General features: G+C 42.9%; 13 protein-coding genes. 4 read left to right on the forward strand and 9 right to left on the reverse strand.

Annotated features, from left to right (window positions below; genetic code table 11):
* The first annotated feature begins 675 nt into the window (after positions 1–675).
* A complete protein-coding gene (locus tag HC643_RS00295) occupies positions 676–6165 on the forward strand; it encodes a LamG domain-containing protein (RefSeq protein WP_038073212.1) in 5490 nt (1829 codons plus the stop codon).
* A 331-nt stretch (positions 6166–6496) separates the two neighbouring features.
* Here HC643_RS00295 and HC643_RS00300 read toward each other — a convergent pair whose 3' ends face one another.
* On the reverse strand, positions 6497–7528 hold the full coding sequence (locus tag HC643_RS00300) for a DUF2278 family protein (RefSeq protein WP_050045443.1): 1032 nt from the start codon (positions 7526–7528) through the stop codon (positions 6497–6499).
* Positions 7529–8012: 484 nt separating this feature from the next.
* Here HC643_RS00300 and HC643_RS00305 point away from each other — a divergent pair, with 484 nt between their 5' ends.
* Complete coding sequence (locus HC643_RS00305; RefSeq protein WP_167844588.1) at positions 8013–11285, forward strand: DUF4114 domain-containing protein; 3273 nt, start codon at positions 8013–8015, stop codon at positions 11283–11285.
* 94 nt (positions 11286–11379) lie between these two features.
* Here the strand turns inward: HC643_RS00305 and speB are convergent, their stop codons facing one another.
* The 3 genes from speB to HC643_RS00320 form a co-directional block, all read right to left on the reverse strand.
* Positions 11380–12414 (reverse strand): agmatinase SpeB, encoded by a 1035-nt coding sequence (speB, locus tag HC643_RS00310; protein WP_038077646.1) that lies wholly within the window; start codon positions 12412–12414, stop codon positions 11380–11382.
* 82 nt (positions 12415–12496) lie between these two features.
* The gene (gene ypfJ, locus HC643_RS00315) at positions 12497–13354 is read right to left on the reverse strand and encodes a KPN_02809 family neutral zinc metallopeptidase (protein WP_038077643.1); all 858 of its coding nucleotides are present in this window, start codon (positions 13352–13354) and stop codon (positions 12497–12499) included.
* A 177-nt stretch (positions 13355–13531) separates the two neighbouring features.
* Complete coding sequence (locus HC643_RS00320; RefSeq protein WP_038077640.1) at positions 13532–14473, reverse strand: putative 2-dehydropantoate 2-reductase; 942 nt, start codon at positions 14471–14473, stop codon at positions 13532–13534.
* Between the two features lie 284 nt (positions 14474–14757).
* Here HC643_RS00320 and HC643_RS00325 point away from each other — a divergent pair, with 284 nt between their 5' ends.
* Positions 14758–15084: a hypothetical protein gene (locus HC643_RS00325; protein WP_038077637.1), complete on the forward strand. Its 327-nt coding sequence runs from the start codon at positions 14758–14760 to the stop codon at positions 15082–15084.
* Positions 15085–15178: 94 nt separating this feature from the next.
* On the opposite strand, the gene HC643_RS00330 is transcribed toward HC643_RS00325, so the two are convergent.
* Positions 15179–15496 carry an RNA recognition motif domain-containing protein gene (locus tag HC643_RS00330; protein ID WP_038077635.1) on the reverse strand — a complete coding sequence of 106 codons (318 nt, stop codon included), beginning with the start codon at positions 15494–15496 and terminating at the stop codon, positions 15179–15181.
* 326 nt (positions 15497–15822) lie between these two features.
* On the reverse strand, positions 15823–16431 hold the full coding sequence (locus tag HC643_RS00335) for a cupin domain-containing protein (RefSeq protein WP_237265793.1): 609 nt from the start codon (positions 16429–16431) through the stop codon (positions 15823–15825).
* 142 nt (positions 16432–16573) lie between these two features.
* Here HC643_RS00335 and HC643_RS00340 point away from each other — a divergent pair, with 142 nt between their 5' ends.
* Positions 16574–17593 carry an AraC family transcriptional regulator gene (locus tag HC643_RS00340; protein WP_038077630.1) on the forward strand — a complete coding sequence of 340 codons (1020 nt, stop codon included), beginning with the start codon at positions 16574–16576 and terminating at the stop codon, positions 17591–17593.
* An 11-nt stretch (positions 17594–17604) separates the two neighbouring features.
* Here the strand turns inward: HC643_RS00340 and HC643_RS00345 are convergent, their stop codons facing one another.
* The 3 genes from HC643_RS00345 to HC643_RS00355 all read right to left on the reverse strand — a co-directional run bounded on the left by HC643_RS00345 (position 17605) and on the right by HC643_RS00355 (position 23598).
* On the reverse strand, positions 17605–20802 hold the full coding sequence (locus HC643_RS00345) for a response regulator (protein WP_050045442.1): 3198 nt from the start codon (positions 20800–20802) through the stop codon (positions 17605–17607).
* Positions 20803–20829: 27 nt separating this feature from the next.
* Positions 20830–22416 carry a diguanylate cyclase domain-containing protein gene (locus HC643_RS00350; RefSeq protein ID WP_050045441.1) on the reverse strand — a complete coding sequence of 529 codons (1587 nt, stop codon included), beginning with the start codon at positions 22414–22416 and terminating at the stop codon, positions 20830–20832.
* A gap of 210 nt (positions 22417–22626) precedes the next feature.
* Entirely contained in the window at positions 22627–23598 is a 972-nt protein-coding gene (locus tag HC643_RS00355) for a hypothetical protein (RefSeq protein ID WP_038077627.1), read from the reverse strand.
* Positions 23599–23626: the final 28 nt, after the last annotated feature.

Consider the following 23626-nt stretch of genomic DNA (forward strand, 5'->3'; position numbering starts at 1 on the left):
CTTTTGTTTATCACTTTAAGTTTGGTTCACCAGTTTTTTATTGATCGCCCCAATAACCAATGATAACAATTTTCATAACAAAATCTTTCTTATAAGCTAGAGATCGCTTGATTCGTGTAGACGTAGAAGAACATCTCGCATCTTATTGCAGATGTTTCTTCAGTTCAGCTGCTACTTGGACAAAAAGCGAGCAGGTTGCTGGAAGCTCGGCTAAACCATTCAATAGTCCGAAGTCATCACAATTTCATTTTACTTCTTTAAGTACCTAAGATATCTAGTAAAAGTTAAGTTAGATTCTACCTTTAATTCCTTAACTTTTCTGTATCGACTTTTCCCTGGGTAAATTCTATAAAGATAACAGAACACTAGCAATCAAGGATTTGAACTGATGACAAGTCAAATGAATTCTATGAATAATATGCACTGGAACAGAATTTTAACCTTTGCTTGACCAACAAGCATATTGTTATTTGCACAAGCTTGCGCCCCTAGTAGATTAATTTTTACCCATTCTACATTCTACTGTAGAAAGCCCTGTTAACTATCCGCTCAATCATAGTGGTAATTAAGTTTGTCTAAGCTTTTGGCATTAGCAAGATTAATCCGTTATGAACACCTTCCAAAGGGTGGAATCTTTGGAAATACTTTTTCTAAATAAATAGAACTGCAAATATCATGACACTCCAAAACATTGTAACTACGCTTGAGAATCAGATTCAAAATAATCAGATTGTGCTGACAAGCTCAACGCTAGAATTGATTCCTCTTAACAAGTTTCTGAATATTCTAAATTTAGAACAATTTGCCTTAAGAGATGTAGAAATTAATATCTCTGCAAATAGTGCTTCTCTGACTGGCAAAACATCTCTACTTGGTGTTGAGAATGCTGGGCTTGCCATCCTATTTACCGAAACTGACAGTGAAGTCACCTCTAAGCTGAATGCGATGCTCCCGATCGCTCACATTCCGGGAGCAACTTGGCTTTCACTGGAGAATGTGCAACTTGAATTGAACTTGAGTGCTGCAACAAATCAGCTTACAGGGACAATTGCTGGCGTATTGTCTGGCGGAAATATTGACGCCGTTGATGTCATTTTGACAATTGATGCAGCCACTGAGACGACTTGGCAAACGGAAATTTCTCGATTTAGTCTATCTGCGATCGCCCAGACATTCCTTGGTGGCGTTTCTCGTCCCGCTGAGTTACCAGACTTTGAGTTGACGATGATTGGCATTAGCATTACCCCAGCAACTGGGATGTTTGCTCTCCGAGGAGCAACCACCACTCAATTGGATTTGGCTACCGGAAGCGACGAACTGGGAGTTCAGGTGACGTTGACGGCAAATCGAACTGTCATGCTCGGTATGAGTCAAATTGACGCCTCCCTCAGCATTAGTGGTGAAGGGCTATTGGCGATCGCTAATGAACTAGTACTGAAAAACTTTAACTTAAATTTCACCTTAGAAGGTGGGGATTGGAGCTTATCTGGAGAAGTGTCAGCAGAGTTGTTTGAGCAGATGTTGACATTGTCTGCTGCATACAACCAGAACGACAATACTAAAAAATTCATGTTGATGACAACAACATCTGCCGAATTGGTAAATCTGGCAGGGGTAGGTACTTTCAACATTACAGGGCTGGCGATCGCTCTTGAGCGACAGTTAATTGAAGGGCAAACCACTGCAACTTCCACTTGGCAAGTCTCAGCAGATGGAGTCATGCGTGTAGACTCCGTTTTTGACTTCCAAGGAAATCTCACCCTTGCTCGTGAAGAAGAAACGACTCGTCTGGTGTTCATACCCAATCAAGCAACACTCTCCATTCCCTTACCACCGGATCGACGGTCGTCTATGAATCTAGAGTTTGGCGGCATTTCCATTGTCAGACGCAGCCCCGATCCAAGTACACCAAATCGCACAGCATGGATGTTTGTAGCTTCAGTGAACTTGGCGTTTAGTGGCTGGCATCCTTCAGTACAACAAGTTTTGCCAAACCGGATCGATGCGACATTCACAGCAGACAATGATTCTGTTCGCCTGAGTGCTGAACGCGTAGTTGCGCCTTTCGACTTTGCGATCCCTGATATCCAAATCGATAACAACACTCGCATTCCCCTCGGGAATGCCCGGATTGATGTCTCTGACTTAGCAATCTTGTTTGGTAATGAAATTGAACTGTCTGCTCGCATTGGGGTTGGTCTACCAGAAAATTTGAATAATCTGTTTGGCAGGGAGGCAGATGGCACACCTAGAGTTAGATTTTTTAATACTTTCGATCCAAGGCATCCAGAAGACACGGTTGTTCGGGTCGAACTGACAATTAACGCAGTTAGCGGTATCCGGCTAACACCCCGCACTTCCATTATTACAGCAGTGCGCCTGCAAGAGGAAAACGACGAAACCTTCTGGTATTTGGATCTGGATAGTTTTGGTGAAGTCAAGTTCCGGGTTCCTGTCTTCAGCTACGACAGTACAACTTCCAGTTTCCTAGCCAGTGGTGGCTTTGAAGTTGTCCGAGACCTCAGCTTGCCTCTAACCCCCGCCAAACTACTGCTCAATGCTACAGGATTAAATGCCGTTGCTGATACTCTGCCTGATGGAGTGCCTTTGCAACCCATTCAGATTTTAGATGACCGGGGTAATTTCAGGGTAGATGAACTGGCGTCCATTCTCAATCGCGTTAGCAGTGCGGAACTGCCGGATGAAGTCATGCAGGCGCTTGGGGTAATTGGCGATCGCCTAGATCGACTTCCTGACAGTTTCCGCCAATATCTCAACATCCAAATTCCCGACAACTTCTTTTTTAATATTGCCGTTACACCCACAGGTGAAGTGAAGTTGGAAGCGCGAGTCAACGAAGGCGATCGCCCAATCCGGTTCTTGTTCTCCGACCCCACTTTCCCAGTTCCCAACCCCATCCCCTCTATCATTGGGATTGAACTACGCAGTCTCTCTTTTGGTACGCTCTCCGGAGGTAGCCTGTTCTTGCTAGAAGTCGATGCCAATGTGGATTCGTTTGACTTGCTAACGCTAGCAGGTGCGCTGCTACTACCTGAGAACGACAGCATCCCGCTACCTAATAGCCGCGAGCTACACCGCCGCTTGATTTTGCACAAGCTGTTCATGCTGATTGTTTATCAGACTGGGATTCCCATCCCCATTCCCATGTTCTACGACGAAATTGGGATTGAGTACCTGGGATTGGAAGGGGTGAACTTTGAAACTCACACCCAGTTCCCCATGCCCAGCGTAAATTTGGCAGAGGTCGGGCAAATTCTCTCGAACTTCCAACAGTTCTTCACCGATCGCGATTTCTTGCTCAATCCCGACGATGCTCCCACAGATGTCAACCTAAGATTCACCTTACCTCTAAGCGGCAACTTCTTACAACTTCCAAAATACCTAGGCAGCCAACGGTTGGGTTCCACAGCTAGTGGCATTGAAATTGATGCTTACCGCAACCTTGCCAATTTGTTAAATGGTTTGAAAACCTTATCAGTCAACCAGTTGATTCAGGCGATGCCGCTGGAGTACCGCGTGAACAGCGTTGGTTTGAACTTTGGTCCCGCTGCTATTAATGCAGGCTGGTTAATTACAACCCCAAATGAATTCCGTCAAATTGCGGCTCAATCAGCACCTCGTCAAACGGTCTACAATCAGTTGGGCTTTGCCAGCGAGCAGCAGGCAAACGCCGCTTTGGCTGTTATCCCCACACTTGGAGGTAGTCGCAACGACGAGGGGTTAATGGTATTGATGCGGGGAACTTGGAATGTAACAAATGTTGCTATGCTGGATGCCGTATTTGGTTTAGCTGCATCTGGCTCACAAGGTTTTGCTACCGGATTCCGGATTGCAGGTGCTATTTCTAATATTATCGATTTGGAGATGGCTGGGAGTGTTGTCATTAATACTCTTAGAGCATCGTTAATGCCGACAGCACCCACGTCATCCCAAACTCCATCCCCCGTTTACGCTCTAGTATTTAATGGACAAAATAATTACATCACCCTCAACAACCCTGCTAGTTTGAATTTCACGGGTCAAATTACGATTGAAGCTTGGGTTAGACCTGAAGTTACGGACAGCTTGCGTAACATTGTCGCTCACGGGTTTACCCGCTCCCCCAACGGTGAGGTATTTTTGAGAATTAGTAACGGCAGCTATCAGATTGGCTCTTGGGATGGACAAGAATACTTGACATCAGTAGCAATTCCTGCTGAGGATATTGGCAATTGGGTACACCTAGCGGGGCTGTATGATGGCACAAGCTGGCGACTCTACCGCAATGGAGTAGAAGCCAGTGTGAATCAAGCAGCTAGAGGAGCGATCGCTGTCAGCGAAAACTGGGCAATTGGCGCTCGCGGTACTGGAACTGAACGTTTCTTCCAGGGACAAATTCAGGATGTCCGCATTTGGAACCGCGCCCTCTCAAGCCCAGAAATTCGGGTGAATATGTCTCGTCGTCTTAGAGGAGATGAGATTGGACTGGTGGGCTACTGGCAGCTGAACGAAGGACAGGGCACTGTTGCTAACGATCTGACCGGCAACAGGAATACTGGCACTATTCAAGGTGCCCAATGGCAAAGACTCCCAGCATCCATACTGATTCCAGTTAACTTACCAGACAATGCATCCTCCACAGGATTTCACTTAACGGGGCGCAGTTCCCTGTCAATTCTCAATCGCCAGATATTTAACGGCGATCTCCAAATCGTCAATGACCAATTTAGCTATCGGGGTGAGTTGAGCCTCTTCCCACAGGGATTTCCCATACAGGTAAACGGTCATCTAGAAGGACTGCTCAGCAACTCGAATTTTTACCTTGCAGGCAATGTGAACACTTCCCTTGCAGGCTTCGATTTGGTGAATGCAAGGGCGATCGTAGATAACAATCGGCTCTTTGTTCAAGGTAACTGGTTGGGAGTCATGACCACCCTTAACGTAGACGCTAGAAATCAGTTATTGTTGCAAGGAAATGTAAATATTAACTTGTGGGGACTGCAAGCAAATTTGTCGGTGGAGATTGACGGTAATCGTGGGGCAATGGTTCAGGGCACAATCCAAAGCTTAAGCGTCCTAAATGGTGCATTCAAACTCATTGGTGCTGGTGGGCGACCAAACCCCTCAATATTGTTCCGGGTCAGCCCGCAACAACCGCTGACAGCAGCTATTTCCGGTGCCATTCGGCTGTTAGGCATTGCAAGTGAAACTCAGATTGCTGTGGCGCAGGATCGGTTCTCTTTCCAAACCGAAGGTCGCCTCTTCAATGCTTTCCAGTCTGTCTTAGAAGTTCAGGGACAACAGCTCAACAATGCCGCCAACTTCCGAGTTGCAGGTAGAATGCAAAATGACTTGTTCGAGTACCTCAACCGAGAAACTTCTTTTGCCATTCAAACCGCAGTGGATACGGTAACGGCGGATCTCAGACGAGCGGAAATGGATGTTCAGAATGCTCAAAATCGAGTTAATCAACTCGACACGCAAATTACTGCTCAACGTAATATAGTGAGACAGGAACGGGCAACAGCAGACTCCCGTCTCAACGATGCACGCGCCACTGTCAACAGATCCCGACAAAATCTGGATAATATCGAGAGAGACATCCAGCGGTTGCAAAACGATCTTAACCGCGAACGGAACAATCAAGTTTGTACCCGAATTCCGCCTGTGATTGGAGCCAATGTTTGTGTTCCACGCCGACCGGATGAAATCGTCCGTCTCGAAGGGGAACTCCGGCTCCGTCAGGCAGGGCTACCTCTGGCAGAAACAGCTTTGCGGAGCAGCCAGGAAACGTTGAGATTAGCCGAACGGGGAGTTGCCACATTCCCCATTGATGCAGACCCACGTATAGCAACTCTGCTTGCAGCACGGGCATCTGCCAATGCCACTTTGATAGAGTTGCGAGACACCCTGCGATCCATCACAGCCACTGTGGGTGTATTTAGCTCCGTAAGTGACTTCATCCGACGCAACGGATTGAATAGTCTGCTAAATGTACGTTCTGCTAATTTCGATACCAGTCTCAACTCGGCTGTAGGTGGAATTATCTCCCTTAGCCTTAGCCTGATGTATTTGAATCAAAGTCGCAACATTAATCTAGCGTTCGACTTTAATAACCCGCTCAACAGTGCTAGAGCATTAGCTCGATTGCTGTTGCCCGCTTAATGATATCGCTGAGGACTGAGTTTCTTTCTCAGTTCTCACTCAATTAGAGGGAGCATTCCATTTTGGCATATTGCCTTTAGAAGAGGATTCTGATGCTAGACAAACAAAGTTCACCTACGCGGACTTAATGGAAGTCCGCGTAGGCAACTGGCGTAAGCCCTTACGGGGATAGCCTGCGGCATCGCGGAGCGTGCGCTTTGCGCTTAGCGTCTCCGTTCCTGAGATAGGGCGAACCCGGAGGGACTTCGTTTGTGTAGACGCGATTTCAATCCCAAACGTGTTTTTTCCAAATGGGGATGCTCCCTAATTAGATAGTATTAATTAGGTACAATCAAAAAATAATTGTCCGACCTTGTTCTTGAGCATCTTTCTTTGTATAAGAAACACCATCAACCTTAATTCCTTGTGGATTCAAAAGCGTGATAATGCCACCTTCATTGCCCAACTGAATATCCGTACCTAAAAGTTTGACTATAGTGGTGTTTCCAGGCTCAAGAACACCATCTAGTGGTAACTTTCGTTTTAATCGGTCGGTAATTGACCAACCATTCAAGTTGACTCTGCTGGAACTCGTATTCAGTAACGTTACAGTTTCTTTGCCAGAGTCAGCACCAAGCGGGTTTACCAACGCAGCAACAATGCGAACTTCTGCTCTGGTGACTGGTTCTGCAGGCAAGGTAGGTTCTGTCCCTACTCTAGCGTCTATTGGATTGCCAGTGCGATCGTCTGTATGGAACGACTGGGACTGAAATGCAAAGAAAGCTGCTAACCACTGGTTCCGATCTTGAAAGTGAATGAGTAAACCTCCATCTTGAAAAACACCGTTATCTTGGCTAAACCGTCCGCTGCTACCCTGATTCATATGAATGTTATGAATACCTCTACCCGGTCGGAAACCAAAAATTTTGTCGGGCTTGTCTTCAGGTCCAAAAGGTTCTCCAAAAACGTACAGAGCGGCATTTGGATTGTTCAGCGATCGCTGAATAAATAAGTCAATAATGTCATGTAAATCATCATCTTGTCCTGGAGCATCAGCCGGTAGAGCTTTTAGCTGATTGGGAGAGAAGAGGTTAGCGCGAATATAATCCAATGCAATACCTCCTGCTGTCCGTTCCGATTCCTTAATTTCGGTAAAGCCGAATTCTAAGTTAAGCAGTTGGTTGGTAATTGGATGCTCAAAATTATCATTGACAAAATAAAGCAAATCCACAGGAGCCTGTACTGATTTCACATTAATGGCAAGACGGTATTCATTTTTACCATCTTTAGCAAGAACCTGAAAGTGAGGGCTTTGGTCGTCTTCTCTTTCCATCTTGCTGTCTACAGCTTTACATTTAAGAACTCCGTAGCGTTTTAGCGACATATGCTCTCCATGAGTCAATTTAACGAACACTCCCAAATATGAGTCATTTGAGTTAGGTGTTCTCAATTCAAAATTGTACTAAATCAGTAAATACACGGTTTTCGATTCTCAGTATTTTGATGTTACTATAGATACGAGTGTGTCAAAGTTAGTGCATCTATTCATCGAACAATTGGTTTCTGGAGAAACATTTTATTGTTAATGTAACAGTAAATATCAAAAACTAATAATTATTTTAAAAAACCATGGTTTCTTGAGTTGACATAATGTTCTCATGAGAGAAGAAAAACTTTATGACTGTGTTTGAGTTAGCAATGATGGGAGTCGGTCATGTCGTTTGTAGAAAAATAGAGAAACGCGATCGCCTTCTAAATTCTTAAAAATTTTCTATCACTCAGGCACATTTTTATAATTATTTAGTCTATATACTTGGGAGTCATTTTGGGTGCTCTGCCATGACGTTACCCTTACCCAAAAATGATTCATGAATACTACTTATTTAAATGTAACGGTTGATTGGAATGCTGTTGAAGGACAGACCAAAGATGAACATTTTGGAATAAATGTTTATAGGGCTGTTGCAGATGCAGGTAACTCAAAATATCGCAGCAACATGAACTATATGAGTCCGGGAATAATCCGCTTTCATAATGTGGATTATATGAAAGACTCTAGCAAGGATCATGGCTTAATCGATACTAAAAATAAAACGTGGGACGTTCAAAAAGTTGTCAATACTATTCAAGCTTCCATTGATATGTTTGGTGCAGATCAGCCCAAACGCATGTTCAATATTCCTTCATGGCCAAGTTGGATGGACGCCAACAATGATGGTTATTTAGATAGCGATCGCTTTGACGAATACGCAAAATTATGCGCGGATTTAGTCAAAATTGTTAATAAGGATAATAACTTAGGCGTTCAATATTGGGAAATTACTAACGAGAAAGATATTGAATACTTTAGTATTTTTCACACTAAAAGTGGTTGGGGTAAGCTGATTGACCCAAATCAACCAGATCGTTTGGACGAATTAATAACTATTTATAACAAAGTTGCTGAAGCAATGAAGGCGGTCGATCCGAGCATTAAAGTCGGTGGACCAAGTATTGCTCGTCCTGACTTAACTCCTTTCTATGAACCCTTCGTCAAAGGAACAATAGACAATCTAGACTTTTTTACCTATCACTATTACCCTACAGGTAGTGCTTCGACTCCAGACCAAGAAGTCTTTAATGCTACTAATTCTATTGGGAAATACACAAAAAGTATTGTTGATACGCTCAAAAAGCTCAGCCCCGATCGAGAGATTCCTGCTATATTAGGTGAGTATAACATTAGCTGGACTTGGGAAACTCACGATCCACGTATGGCTAACAACAAAGGAGCCATTTTTGATGCATTATCAATAATAAAAGCTATAGAAAACGGTGCTTCAGCATCGCTCTCTTGGAATGAAAAAGACGGTAGCTACGGGAAAACAAGTTATAATGATACGTTACGTCCTGGTGGCGAACTTCTACATTTGTTTAATCAATATTTAGTTGGTAATCGTATTGCTACAACCAGCAATAACAGTAATATTGAAACTTTTGCAATAGATCGTCCTGGTTCTCATAAAGCCTATGTATTAATTAACTCTTCAAATAGCTCTCAAGAAGTTGCTGTTACATTCAATAATTGGAACTCAACATCATCTAATGTCAGCAAACATATTATTTCTGACTCTGGTTATAGTCAAGAATTAACTGCTTGGGATACGGTCAATAATAATACTATAGTGCTACCTGCAAACTCTGTTATTCTCTTTGAAGATGACAGTATTGATGTGGATTTACCCCCAACTTCCAATTCCGGTCCCACACTTCCAAACGATACCCAAGGCAATACTGACAATACTAATGGAGGTTTACCACCAACTTCCAATCCCGACCCTACACCGCCAAACGATACCCAAGGTAACACTGACAATACTAATGGAGGTTTGCCCCCAACTTCCAATCCCGACCCTACACCGCCAAACGATACCCAAGGTAACACTGACAATACTAATGGAGGTTTGCCCCCAACTTCCAATCCCGACCCTACACCGCCAAACGATACCCAAGGCAATACTGACAATACTAATGGAGGTTTACCACCAACTTCCAATCCCGACCCTACACCGCCAAACGATACCCAAGGTAACACTGACAATACTAATGGAGGTTTGCCCCCAACTTCCAATCCCGACCCTACACCGCCAAACGATACCCAAGGCAATACTGACAATACTAATGGAGGTTTACCACCGACTTCCAATCCCGGTCCCACACTTCCAAACGATACCCAAGGCAATACTGACAATACTAATGGAGGTTTGCCCCCAACTTCCAATCCCGATCCCACGCTTCCGAGCGATAGCCAAGGTAACACTGACAATACTAATGGAGGTTTACCACCGACTTCCAATCCCGATCCCACGCTTCCGAGCGATAGCCAAGGTAACACTGACAATACTAATGGAGGTTTACCACCGACATCCGAACCCGACCCCACGCTTCCGAGCGATAGCCAAGGCAATACTGACAATACTAATGGAGGTTTACCACCGACTTCCGAACCCGACCCCACACTTCCGAGCGATAGCCAAGGCAATACTGACAATACTAATGGAGGTTTGCCCCCAACTTCCAATCCCGACCCCACACTTCCGAGCGATACCCAAGGCAATACTGACAATACTAATGGAGGTTTACCACCAACTTCCAATCCCGACCCTACACTTCCAAGCGATACCCAAGGCAATACTGACAATACTAATGGAGGTTTACCACCAACTTCCAATCCCGACCCCACAATTCCAAATAACTCACCAGGAAATGGTGATACGTTAAATCATGTTTCACCGGATATTTCCCCTCAGATAAACTCTGGTAGTCCTATATCTAGCCCTGAAAATATAAGTACTGGGGGCAGTTATACTTCAACAACTTTCCAACAGTCTTCTTCAGGCAATCTCAGTGATTACAACCAGCCTACTCGCTTTGATAATATTGAGTTTTCATCAAACACTAAAGACTCCAGCACTAATATTGCTTCTGTATTATTAAACGGTGGCAAGAACATCACTCAGAGTATTAAGTCAGCGCTCGATACCCCGCGTAACACTTCAGGAAGCCATGTCACTGATAAAACCACAATCGTCGATCCAGAGATTATAAATGTGTTAAATCCTTCAAAAGACTCTCAAGCGCCATTGCTTGACCTGCGTCAGATTGACCTTAATAAAGATGGTCAGATTGATAACAAAGTCTTTGTCAATTTCTATGACGTTAAGAGTCATGCAGCTTACAATAATAGTGTAGGATTCTACAAAATTGCTAATATAGATGGAGCAGTTTTTGACTCTTTAACAGGCAAATTAATTCCTCCAGGCGAAAAAGGTTACGTTCAAGTAGCGCTTCAACAACGGGTGGAGGTAGAGCTAAATCGAAATACAGGTCAACTCATCTCTCAACTCGAGGGTGGAGCTTTATATGCTCCTTACCTAATTGCAAATGGTACGGCGCAAGAGTACCTCAACAGCATATCTAGCAATAAAACGAGCAATTCCTCTCTCCAAGCATTCTTTAGCTACGGAACGGGAAACCCCGATAAGATCGAGCACGTCAAGTCACTTGGCAAGAATCAATTGGCATTTGAGGATACCCTCGGTGGGGGAGATAAAGACTTTAATGATTTGATGTTCAAAGTGAAAGTTCAAAGCAGCCAATGAAAATCTTGTGCTGCTTTGAAGATAGTGAATGAACATTCTTCTCTCACCCAAAGGCTCACTTGTCTTTATAGAATATGAAATCCCGGTTCAATAACTAACTTTTTTGTGATAAATCCATGAGATTTGATAGTTTGTAAACTATACGAGCACCAACATTACCATCCCACTCTGCATCACCTACTTCGCAGAGATCGAAACCAATAATTTTTCTACCGCTATGAACTAATTCACGGAACAGAAAAAAAGCTTGCTCTAATTCCAGCCCTCCAGGAACGGGAGTTCCCGTACTCGAACAGAGTTTGGGATCGAGACCATCAACATCAAAGCTAATGTAGACTTGTTCGGGCAAATGACTGATGATTTCCCGGCACATTTCAATCCAAGTTGTGCCAGAGTACAGTTTTTGTTTGATAATTGGGTCGTAATAGGCAACAATTCTACCGTTCGAGCGGTCGATGGTTTGCACTTCATCATGGCTGATATCGCGCAAAGCAACCTGCACTAACTTGGAAATTTGCGGGATTTTCATGGCATTAAACATGATGGATGCATGAGAAAACTCAAATCCTTCATACGCATCGCGTAAATCTGCATGGGCATCAATGTGTAAAATGCCAAAGTTGGGATAGGCAGTTGCCAATGCTTGATAATATCCTAATGGCACACTGTGATCCCCGCCGATCGCAGCAACTCGTTTGCCATTATCTATTGCTTCTTTGGTCTTTTCAAACAACCATTGATTGACTTGTTGGCAAGCTTGATTTATTTCTGTCAGGACTGGTGTTAAATCTGGTGTTGCTGTCAGGGGTTTGCCTTGCTCTAGACGTTGGATAATTTCTGCTGCGCGATCGCGATAATACGCGTTTTTCTCAAGAATATCTTGGGGAATTTCCACCATAAATATTCCCTGTTTCCATCCATCAGGATTATCGATATCGAACAAATCCAGTTGCGTTGAGGCATCAAGAACGCGCTGCGGTCCGTTAGCAGTACCTGCACCATAGGAAACGGTCACTTCCCACGGTACGCCAAAGACTATTAGTTTCGCTGACTCGTAATCAAATGGTAACCCTAGGAGGTTACCATTTATTTGACCTACGCCACTGGGGTTGTAATCTTGGAGTTGCATTGTCCTATGGAATTAGGTAGACAAAACACCGCTTGGTGAGTACTAAAATATAGTAGCGCAGCTCGTATTTTAGAGGCTTGTTTTAGAGGCTTGCCACTCCAAAAGTATTGCATTGGGCGGGATCTCCTGTCTGAATACCTTGCTTAAACCAACGCGCTCTCTGAGCCGAAGTGCCGTGTGTGAAGGATTCTGGGGTGACATATCCTCTCGCTTGGCTTTGCAAGCGATCGTCTCCAAGACTGCTAGCTGCATTGAGTGCTTCTTCAATATCACCTGTTTCTAAAACCTGGCGCGATCGCTGGGCGTGATGTGCCCAAATACCAGCAAAACAGTCTGCTTGTAACTCCTGGCGAACGGAAAGTTGATTGGCTTGTTCTTGAGGAACTTGACTTTGTGCTGCACGAACTTTGTCAGAAATACCCATAAGAGTCTGAACGTGGTGTCCAACCTCGTGAGCAATAACATATGCTTGAGCAAAATCTCCAGGAGCTTGGTATCTATTCTTTAAATCTCTATAAAAGCTTAAATCAATATAAAGTTTTTGATCCGCAGGACAATAAAAAGGACCTACTGCCGATCGCGCATAGCCACAAGCAGACCGAATAGCATCAGAGTAAAGCACTAACTTTGGCTCTACATAAGTTCGTCCCATTTGCCGAAACAGGCTATTCCAGGTATCCTCAGTATCTGCTAGGACAACTGAAACAAAATCAGTCAAGCGATCGTCGCTTGTTGCAGAACGTTCTGTTTGAGTAGACTCTGAGTTAGGGCTGCTTGGTGCTTGTGTTTGGTCCCAAATAACGCTGGGATCGCCACCTAATAACGCTACAATTAATGACAAAACAATTGCCCCAATACCACCCCCGACAACAGGTGCGGAAATCCGACTTCCACGCCTATCTTCAACATTGGTACTTCTACGACCAAATTCCCACCGCATAGCCTAGAGTCTCCCAATAATTTATATATAGTAGAAGTGCGATTTGGCGATCGCATTTTCTAAACTTTTACAAATGCACCAAAAATATAAGTAATTTTATTCATATAAGGCATCTGTCACAGGGGTTGCGATCGTTTGCTCGGACATCATACTTCGGGAAGGCTTGCTGTCCATCCCTCATCTTGCAGTTCTCATCGCATCTAAAAACTTTAGTTGCTGGTAAAGACAATCTATTTTAGGGAGATTGGTACCAGCCGCTTGTACCATCCGCAATGGATTTCCAAAAATGGCTTCTACTTCCATAGGACGGCGTTCATCATAATCTATTTTCATACTGGTTAAGTATGGTGTCATCTTGGCTGTATTGTGGAGCATTTTTTGAATGAAAGTGTCAGGAATCGTGCGTCCTAAAGCTTTTGCGCCCGTCGCCACCTCATACATAAGTTCCTCAACTAACTTGCTGGAGTCAGGAGACGCCATTAATTCTGCTGTTGTTGCGTTCAGAATCACAGAAAGTCCGTTATATGGAATATTCCATACTAGTTTTTTCCAACGAGCCAAAAGTAAATCTTCATCTAATTCAACAGGAATGCCAGCATTTTCAAAATCTTTTCCTATTTGTCGCAGGCGTTCTGTGATACCACCTGGATGATAGTTTTGTGTATATTCACAAAGTATGATGTTTTTGTAGCTGAGGTGACGGATGTATCCGGGCGCAATTTTATTTGCAGTCAAAAAGCATATCCCACCTATGACTTTATCACTACCAACAATTTGAGCAACTTCTGCTTCTATGCCAAACCCATTCTGTAAAACCAGCACTATCCCAGTATCCTTGACTGCAAAAGGTAATATTTGTGGTAGTAAATGATTTTGCGTCGTTTTCAGTGAAATCACGACGACATCGCAGGCTGGGATCTTTTGAACATCAGAATACGCCTTGACACGAGGTAATGTAAAGTCGCCATCCACTGACTTTATAACTAAGCCATGTTGCCTGACGTGTTCGCAATCGCTTTTGAGCAAAAAGTGGACATTTAACCCAGATTGTTGCAGTTTGGCTCCATAGAAGCCACCCAATGCACCAGTTCCAACGATCGCGTAGGTAAACTCACACATGATATCACATACAATATAAGTAGATGACTTTTTAAGGCTTAATAATAAAAATATTTAATATATTTAACTTATGTTAACTTAATCGTTATTTTGTTAATTAAGCACGCTAGCGAGCACTTCCTTATTTTATAAATATGTTAAACATTCTATATCTAGTACAGGCAGGCAAAAAGAACTATGCAGTTGAAAAAGCACTTGGGAGTTTAGGAAATTAAGCTCTGTTGCCCTCTATTCTCAGCATGGGTGCCTTTCTGGTCTAGGTTAACATTCATCCCAGAACATTAATGCTTGATTTAAACAGCTTAGCTGAGCTTTCCCGTACCAATTGTGTCAGTCTTTGTGCCTTTCTAGTACCAGCTAACCTAGTTGCCACAATCGTTACAATGCTTCTCACTGCGTTCGATCGCCCAACACATCAAATATGGCGATCTGCAGGAGTTGCCACTCTTCTCGCTTTAATCATGGTATTGCACGTATACACCTGGTTTGCAGTTGGCATAGTCATGGCTCCCACTTATATTTTGTTACTGCTAGCACTCTCTTGTTTGCTAACCAATATAGGGGCTCTCCTCTTTCAGAGACACTTCGCTACAGTAACCGATAACCAGTGAATAATGACTGGTGAGTAAGAATAAAATCTATCAAAAAAGGCAGGCTTTGTGCCTGCCCACGACTTTACAGTTATTTGATTCTTGTTCTCAAGCTTTAGTAGCGTCTGGAATAACCACCACTGTTATTTCCACGTCTACCGCCACCACCACCGTATGAAGAACCTCTGTCTTCACGTGGCTTAGCTTTGTTAACTTTTAGATTCCGACCCATCCATTCAGCCCCATCAAGCGATTCAATAGCTGTTGTTTCTTCTGCATCTGTTCCCATATCTACAAAGGCAAAGCCTCTCACTCGACCTGTTTCCCGATCTACGGGTAATTGGACTCTTTTTACGGTTCCATACTCTGAAAAAACGTGTCTGATATCGTTCTCTTGAACTTCATACGATAAATTACCGACGTAAATTGACATAAAACATCTCCTGAATCAATTGGCGATGAGAGTTAGATTCGGAGATTACGCTTGTAAGTACCATGAGACAAACTGCAAAACCGAATATAAATCCTGTGAATTAAGGATAACACAAGTTGCTGGGCTGATTGTCATCGTTTTAAAAAATTGTAAAAATTGCTTAAAGTTAATAAAGTATCAAGGAGAAAAGTGTCTGTTCAAGAAATCTGTAGGCTTCCAAGAAAGGATGTTCCGCCCAAATTTTCTTTAGTGGTAGATAAAGTTGTCTCACTTATCTTTAAATGAAGAAGACAACTTGAATTCTTGCATCCTTGATCTCCGATACTTTATCCTTTTTTGTTCCAGTATTTAACGATCGCTTGCTCGCTATCGAGCCAAAGCGCTACCTGAATTAGAGTGTCGATAAGTAACTTTTGCACGAGGCGTGGCGGACCAACAAGGATAGTGTCAGCTTTCCTTAATAACAAAGCTAGGTGCAAGGGATTGCTAGGCATTCCCTCACGATTGGTTTTGCCATCAATTGCCAAACCATACAACCCTCTGATAAATTGCTCAAACTGTCCTGCAGGGGTATTTTCACTTGTATAGGTCACCCATTCTTCTGAAGCATTGCGAAAACTGTGTTGCACTCGAGGAGGAACATACACGCTCTCTCCGGCTTGTAGTGTAAGGCGTTTACCTCTCCCTCCAACCTCCATTTCCAGACATCCTTGCAATACGGTAAAGGTTTCACCCATCTTGGTGTGATAGTGCAACGGGCTACCTTTTGCACCGGGGGGTAGGTCAAAGCGCACTTTAAAGTATTCTCCTTCCCCCGTGGGGTTTGAATGCAAAACAGTCATGCGATCGCCCGTAACTGAATTCACAATGGTTTCTGGTTGTTGAGTTGCAATTAACTGAGTAGGTTGGCTTTGAACATTTGTCAATTCCATCATCACAAAAACTCCTTTGGGTTAAAATTGTGTCTGAACCTTTGTATTACCGGATGCATTGCTGCTTGGCTATAGTTCAAGAATAGGGGTTCTGCCTTATTGTGAATTGACATATCCTGCCAAGAAGTTAACCGATCGCGACAAGATGAAAGAAGCCACTTTCTCTGTTTACCTTACCCGCAGCATTATGCAATATGCAGTTGCAAAATACGGAGTCGATGCAGATAGTTTGTGTGCGGCTGCGGGAATCGAAACTATCCTGCTGAACCAACCGGATGAGAGAATTCCCGGTACACTTCACAGTGCGGTGTGGCGGGAAGCAATTCAGCGTACAGGGGATGAAAATCTGGGCTTACACCTCGGAGAAGTTTTTAATTTGGCAGCGTTTGGCATTCTCGGCTATGTTATGGTGAACTGTCAAACACTTGAGCAAGTCTTGGAAAAGCTGTCTCGATATACCCATTTGTTTAGCCAAGGTGTGTATATTCACTTCACTGTATCTGAGGGTTTGGTGTTTTGCGACTGCGATATTGCGGGCGACTTAAAAAACTACTTGTTAACAGAACCCCGACAAGCCATTGAAAGTACTTTTTCATCTTTGCTGACAGCAACAAGAGTTTTGACAGGAAAGCAACTTCACCTTCACGCTGTTTGGTTTGGGTATCCACGCCCCGTGAATACTTCCGAACACGATCGCATCTTTCAGACGAATGTACATTTCTCAATGCCTACAAACCGTTTGATCTTTGATGCCAATTGCTTGGATTGGTCTATTTTATCAGCTAACTCGAACCTTTTATCGATCTTTGAGCAGCATGCAGAGGCAATGCTCAATACAATAGTGCGAGAGGATAAATATACTCGACAAGTGGTACAAGCGATCGCGCAACAACTTAAAGGGGAGCTACCATCAATTCAAGCGATCGCTCAATCTCTCGCCATGAGTGTCCGCCAATTGCAGCGAGAATTGCAAACTGAAGGGAAATCTTACCAACAAATTCTTGACGAAACCCGTAAAGAGTTGGCTTTGCGACATTTAAAGAATCCAGAAACTCCGATTTACGATATAGCCTTTTTGTTAGGGTTTTCGGAACCGAGCGCTTTTAACCGAGCATTTAAGAGATGGACGGGGCAAACTCCAAGGAGTTACCGTCAGTCACTGTAGCAAAACACACCTTATTTATCAATAAGTTTCAAAATTTCCGAAAATTGATAGTTACGAGTGAGCTGTTTCAACTCAGTTATCAGAGATGCGTACTCTTGAGGAATTTGTTCGATCAGAGATAACACTTCATCATCATCACACAAGAGTACTGCTTGGTGTAAATCATCAATCCAATTAACAGGCATCACCGATAAATTCTCAGCTGTGAGTGAAGCACAAGCAAATGGTTTTTCTTGTCTCTGGAAACCCGAAGATAAAACTACATCTGAATATATATACTTCACTCCCAAATGTTCTTCCATTTTGGCAAACAGCTCGCTTTCTTGGAAGGGTTTGCAGATAAAATCATTACATCCTGCTTGGAGGGCAAGGGTGCGACTGGTTTTTGATGCCCTAGCAGATAGAGCAATAACGATCGCCGATTGACCTTCTGGAGTCGAACGAATACGTTGTGTTGTTTGATACCCATCTATTCCAGGCATACGAATATCCATCCAAATTAAATGTGGTCGCCACTCTTGCCAAATTTGGATACCTTCTTCTCCATTTTTGGCTACTTGCACCTCAAACCCCACTTGAGTCAGTAGCTTGAACAGCAGGTAACCGTTTTCAGGATCGTTATCTACAATTAAAATTCGATAAGCTGGTTGTCTATCCACTAGTCCGATGACTCGACGCTGAATCGGCGCGGGTGACACATCTGATGCTTTTGCCAACTGAGCTTGAACCTCAACACTAAAAGTACTACCCTTACCGGGAGTACTGCTTACCGTAATAGTACCACCCATTAAGTGTGCGTATCTGAGGCTAATGGTCAATCCCAGCCCCGTTCCTTCTTGCGAGGATCTGCCAGAATATGTTTGGATAAAAGCATCAAAGATAGTCTCAAGTTCGTGTGATGCAATCCCGATTCCGGTATCTACAACAGAGAACACAAGAGTCTCGAACACTATAGATTTTTCGTTATCGACCTGATTTTGCCCTTTCTTTGCTCCTCTTGTTGCTGTCAGAATTACGCTACCTTTTGGAGTAAATTTAACTGCATTACCCAGTAGATTTGTCAAGACTTGCCGGAGTTTGTTAGCATCAGTGGTGATAAATTGTGGTAAATCTGAAGCAATCTGAAGGGAAAGCTGCAAGCCTTTGGCTTCAGTTCGCTGACGGAACATACTCTCTAAAGAATACAGTAAAGCATGAAGGTCAAAACTACTTTCATCCAATATGATTCGTCCCGCTTCGATTTTAGATAAATCAAGAACATCATTGATGATGCTTAGCAAGTGCTCGCCGCTACGATGCATAATTTGTAAGTTTTCTTGCTGTTCTGGTGTTAGAGATGAGTCATAACTCATAACTTGAGCAAAGCCTAAAATGACATTCAAGGGTGTCCGGAGTTCGTGACTCATGTTTGCCAGAAAAATACTTTTCGCTTGATTTGCGAATTCTGCAGCTTCCTTTGCTCGTTGCAGTTCAACCTCAGTTTGTTTGCGCTCGTTAATATCTCGATGCGTTCCTGTCATTCGTAAAGGTTTCCCATTTTCATCCCAAACAACGACTTTACCGTAGTCAGCAATCCATTTCCATTCACCAGATTTGGTTTGAAGTCGATAGTCAAATCTATAGGGAACTGAACAATCTTTTAGGTGCGCTTGTAAGATTTCTTTCACCCAAACCTTATCTTCAGGATGAACCAGTTGTTCCCATGTACTTAAATTTTGGGGGAATTCTCTTGCATCGTAACCAAGCATTTCAAAGTATTTAGGGCTGAAGTAGACTTCATTCGTACTTAAATTCCAGTCCCAAAACCCATCTCCCGATCCTTCAAGTGCTAGTTTTAATCGTTCTTCACTGAGTTGCAATTCCAGTGTTCGTTTGCAAACTCGTCTTTCTAATTCGACATTTGTCTGTTGTAATGCAAGTAATGAGGCTTGCAGTTGATTTGTCATATCTCTAAATGAATTTGCTAGTTCTCCCAATTCGTCTTCTCGATATACAGTCATCGGATAATTAAAATCTCCCCGAGAAATTTTCTTGGCAGCTGCATTCAAATTTATTAAAGGACGAGTTATCCAGTTAGATGTAATGACTCCAATGGCTGTAGCAGAAAAAGCTGCTGCTAGGCATAATAATATAGTAATAAGTGTATTATTATTAATTTGTGCCATAAAATCTGATTCTGGCACGACAATAACAATCACCCAATCTAGACCTAGTTTATCTTTATAGGGAATAACTTGTAGATACTGGCGTTGATTGCGATTCCAAAAACTCAATTGCTGACTTTTTTGAAAACTTTTAAAACTTCCAAACTTGTCTTGTAAATATTGACTGGTTGCTTGAATTAAAGTGTCGTAACTTTCAGTTGCTTTAATTCGCTCGAACTTGTGACTTCCATTTTGTTGTTTGAAGGGAAGCCGCTGTCGATCGCTTGAACTTCCTACCAAAAGTCCGTTACGTTCAACAATAAAAATTTTTCCAGTTTGACCAACCTTGACACTGGCTAAAAATTTCCGAAAGAAGGACAGATCGCAAGCACTAGAGAAGACACCAAGTAGTTTTTTTGTTTTTGGCTCGTAAATGGGATAGTTGGCATTGAGGGACATATCTGAATTATCAGACAGCAGGAAAATTGGGCTCCAAACGGGCTTTCCCTCCTCAACAGCGGCGCGGTACCAAGGCCGTTGTTTGAGATAAAATTGTGGCATTGTTCTCAGACGACTGAGTTTTCTTCCCTTACGGTCTACAGCGTCGTAATATATTACGCTAGGGTTTGCAGGATCGGAACTCAAGATACTCAGTAGGGGGTTCCGATTGGCAACAATGAAGTCGCCTCGTGCTGTACCCACCATTACGTGGCTAACATTTTCAAATTGCAGGAGTTTGTTAAAAAGATAACGTTCCAACGCCGGACGGTTCTGGAAATTTAGATACCCCGAATGAACAGCATCAGCATTTATACGGTTGATTAGTGGTGGGGTGGCTAAATAGTTAGTGAGGTACAAATCAACGCGAGACCCTACCTCGCTCATCAACTGATTGGCTATCTCATCAACTGCTTGTTGTCCATTTTTAAATGATAGGTAACCAACTAGCGCTGTTGCAGCAATCATCTGTAACACGAATGGAATAACGAGCACCCAACTTAGGGACATATAACCTACGCGGTGTTTAAAATTTTGAATATGAGAGGTTGGGGGTTGATTGCTCATTGCTTTTAGTCTAGCGAGTCAAATAATTCATCTAGAATAACTGATACTGTAAGTATTACGCCCTCTTGCCTTTGCAACGTACAGTGCTTCATCTGCTGTAGCAATTAAGTTTTCCGGTGAGTTTTCTAGTGTGGGAACAACACAAGCAATACCCATGCTTATGGTTACAACTTGACTGATAAGGGAAGATTCATGAGCAATACCCAGAGCCGCTATTTCTGTTTGAATTTTTTGTGCAATGTGAACGGCTCCATTTAAATCGGTGTTGGGTAAAAGTACGATAAACTCTTCCCCTCCATAGCGAGCTACCAAATCCGCAGGTCGTCTGCTATTGTTAGCAAGGGCTTGGGCTACTTGTTTCAAGCATATATCCCCTGCTTGATGTCCGTAGCGATCGTTGTAGTACTTAAAGTAATCTACATCACACAGGATTAATGCTAAAAAAGTTCCCTCGCGCCGCGATCGCCGCCATTCCTGACTGAAGGCTTCATCAAAACAACGACGGTTTGCTATTTGCGTTAGACTGTCCAAATTAGCCAACCGTTGGAGTTTTTGATGGGCTTGTCTGAGGGATTCTTCTGCTTTCTTGCGCTGCATGAGTTCACCAAGCTGAAGCGCAACAGCATTGACGAGCTGGACGATTTTGAACTCATAGGGGATTTGGGACTGTTTGAAGAAAACTAAAACAGCCAGTAGCTGTTGGTCCAATAGAATGGGAACACCAAAAGCTGCTTTTAATCCACATGCGATCGCTGCTTCAGTCCGTAAGAATACTGGTGGTTGCACCTGTGCTAAATCCTCAATCCATACAGGTTGTAAAAATTCCCAAACTTGTCCTACTAAGCCCATATAAGGTGCAAACCTTAGAGGGGAACTGGCTTTATGAAAGCGATTGAATTGTACCTGTTTGGAGTCATAAGAAGTTCGCCTTAATTGCAAATTTGTGCCATCTTCACTGAGAATCCAAACTTCGGCATAGTCCCAAGCGATCCCCTGACGCACTTCACATAAAATAGCATCAAGAGCAAGGTCAAAATTAGATGCTTGACTGACTGCTTGAATTGTTTTCAACAACAGTTTAGTTTCGGCTTCTGCTTGTTCTTTCTCTTGAATTTCTTCGTGCAATCTCTGGTTTTGTGCGGAAAGCTCTTGTCGTTGCTTTTGAATTGTGAGTTGATGGCTGATTCGCACTAAAACTTCTTCAGCCTGAAAAGGTTTGGTAATATAGTCTGCACATCCACTTTCAAAAGCCTTCACTTTATCTGTAGCGTCATCCAAGGCGCTTAAGAAAATAATCGGAATTTCACTGGTTTCTGAAGAGTTTTTTAGCGCAGTACAAACTTCATATCCATCCATATCTGGCATTTTTATATCTAATAAAATTAGATCGGGTTTTTCTACTCGAATAGTTTCTATTGCCACATGACCGCTCATCGCCTTCCGAACTTTATACCCGTGTTTGTTAAGGATCGCAGCAAGTATCCGAAGGTTATCGAGATGGTCATCAACAATTAGTAAATTTGCCTTGGTTGCTAATATCTCTCTTTGGGTTAAACAGCCAGACTCTGTAGATTTTTGAATGTGTTTGGTGGCTCCATGCATTTTTATAATCATTACTATGTAAAATTTTGTTGACTATGTTTGAATTCTTTCCAAAAGTTTAACTATAAAAACAATATTATACAAATCTTAATCCCTTGACTTTATGTCAAGAGGTTGGATTGTAGTTTTTCTAGTAAAACTATTACAAAGTTATTTATATCTAAAATTTAGATTTTTTTTTAAAATTCTCATCTATTTTTAAGAAAACATGAATTGCATTGACTAATTATTATTAAGAGCATAATATTTTATTATTGCATCATCTCCCCTGTGTTGAACGGCTCTTTTAACTTGCTGCCACAATTCAGTATTTTCTCGGTAGATACTTAAGGCTGCGATCGCATCTTTTGCGTCTACAATTTTTCCTTCTTCTATTAAAGATAATAAAAACTCCAAGGCGCAATCTTGTCGCAGCATTGCTATCGCCAGCAGCCCTGTTCGACGCAATTGTGCGTTTATTGTTTTCTCCCACCAATTTTTTAGAATAAGAAACGCTTCATTTAATCGCGATTCCCCAAGCGCTAAAGCAGCAAGCTCGCAAACTTGTTCTTCTGAAGTTACAAGAAAACTTGCAATCAAAGGTAGCGATTGTACGGAAGCAAGTTGTAATAGAGCAATGAAGCATTCCGAGAGAACTTGAGGTGCTTTATCCCCCATGCGAACTTTCAAACGCAGTAGCGGTACTCCTTGAGCATTCGCAGTATAAGCGATCGCTTTTGCTGCAGCAACTCGTGCTTCCGGTTTTGAATCGGCGAGTAAATCTGCTAATTCGTTCATAACATCTGGATAATTCATCCTTACCAAACCTAAAGCGCATATTCCGCGCAAAATTGCTGCTGTGTCTTCTTTTCCTCCCCAAACAGGTTCCATTTGAATGTGATGAATTCCTTGAAGAAAAAGACTTTCCTGAGGGGAGTCAAGGCGGTAGAGCGTTTCTGCAATCTCCTTTTTCGCAACACAACCCGGATCTGTTTGTGCTGGGTTGACCATCATTCGCTCAAACGCTTCAACAAGGTCGGGGAGCAAGTTTGAGATTGCTAATTCTCCTATTATCTTTGCAGCGCGTGCAACAGCTATAGAATATTTGCTTTTTAGAGTTTGACGCAGAATCGCGATCGCTCGCTCATCAAGTGGATTTTCTCGAATTTGAGTCAAGACAGATAAAGTTTCTTCAAGCTTGCGTGATTTTGCCATATACAAGTGAATCAGTACTTAATTGCGG

Origin of the sequence: Tolypothrix bouteillei VB521301 (assembly GCF_000760695.4) — a bacterium.
Lineage (GTDB): Bacteria > Cyanobacteriota > Cyanobacteriia > Cyanobacteriales > Nostocaceae > Scytonema > Scytonema bouteillei_A.

What these genes read in the sequence shown, in the direction of transcription:
- HC643_RS00305 (WP_167844588.1), top strand. Translation starts at nt 8,013, where the DNA reads ATGAATACTACTTATTTAAATGTAACGGTTGATTGGAATGCTGTTGAA.
- HC643_RS00355 (WP_038077627.1), bottom strand. Translation starts at nt 23,598, where the DNA reads ATGGCAAAATCACGCAAGCTTGAAGAAACTTTATCTGTCTTGACTCAA.
- HC643_RS00330 (WP_038077635.1), bottom strand. Translation starts at nt 15,496, where the DNA reads ATGTCAATTTACGTCGGTAATTTATCGTATGAAGTTCAAGAGAACGAT.
- HC643_RS00335 (WP_237265793.1), bottom strand. Translation starts at nt 16,431, where the DNA reads ATGATGGAATTGACAAATGTTCAAAGCCAACCTACTCAGTTAATTGCA.
- HC643_RS00325 (WP_038077637.1), top strand. Translation starts at nt 14,758, where the DNA reads ATGCTTGATTTAAACAGCTTAGCTGAGCTTTCCCGTACCAATTGTGTC.
- HC643_RS00350 (WP_050045441.1), bottom strand. Translation starts at nt 22,416, where the DNA reads ATGATTATAAAAATGCATGGAGCCACCAAACACATTCAAAAATCTACA.
- HC643_RS00340 (WP_038077630.1), top strand. Translation starts at nt 16,574, where the DNA reads ATGAAAGAAGCCACTTTCTCTGTTTACCTTACCCGCAGCATTATGCAA.
- speB (WP_038077646.1), bottom strand. Translation starts at nt 12,414, where the DNA reads ATGCAACTCCAAGATTACAACCCCAGTGGCGTAGGTCAAATAAATGGT.
- HC643_RS00300 (WP_050045443.1), bottom strand. Translation starts at nt 7,528, where the DNA reads ATGTCGCTAAAACGCTACGGAGTTCTTAAATGTAAAGCTGTAGACAGC.
- HC643_RS00345 (WP_050045442.1), bottom strand. Translation starts at nt 20,802, where the DNA reads ATGAGCAATCAACCCCCAACCTCTCATATTCAAAATTTTAAACACCGC.
- HC643_RS00295 (WP_038073212.1), top strand. Translation starts at nt 676, where the DNA reads ATGACACTCCAAAACATTGTAACTACGCTTGAGAATCAGATTCAAAAT.
- ypfJ (WP_038077643.1), bottom strand. Translation starts at nt 13,354, where the DNA reads ATGCGGTGGGAATTTGGTCGTAGAAGTACCAATGTTGAAGATAGGCGT.
- HC643_RS00320 (WP_038077640.1), bottom strand. Translation starts at nt 14,473, where the DNA reads ATGTGTGAGTTTACCTACGCGATCGTTGGAACTGGTGCATTGGGTGGC.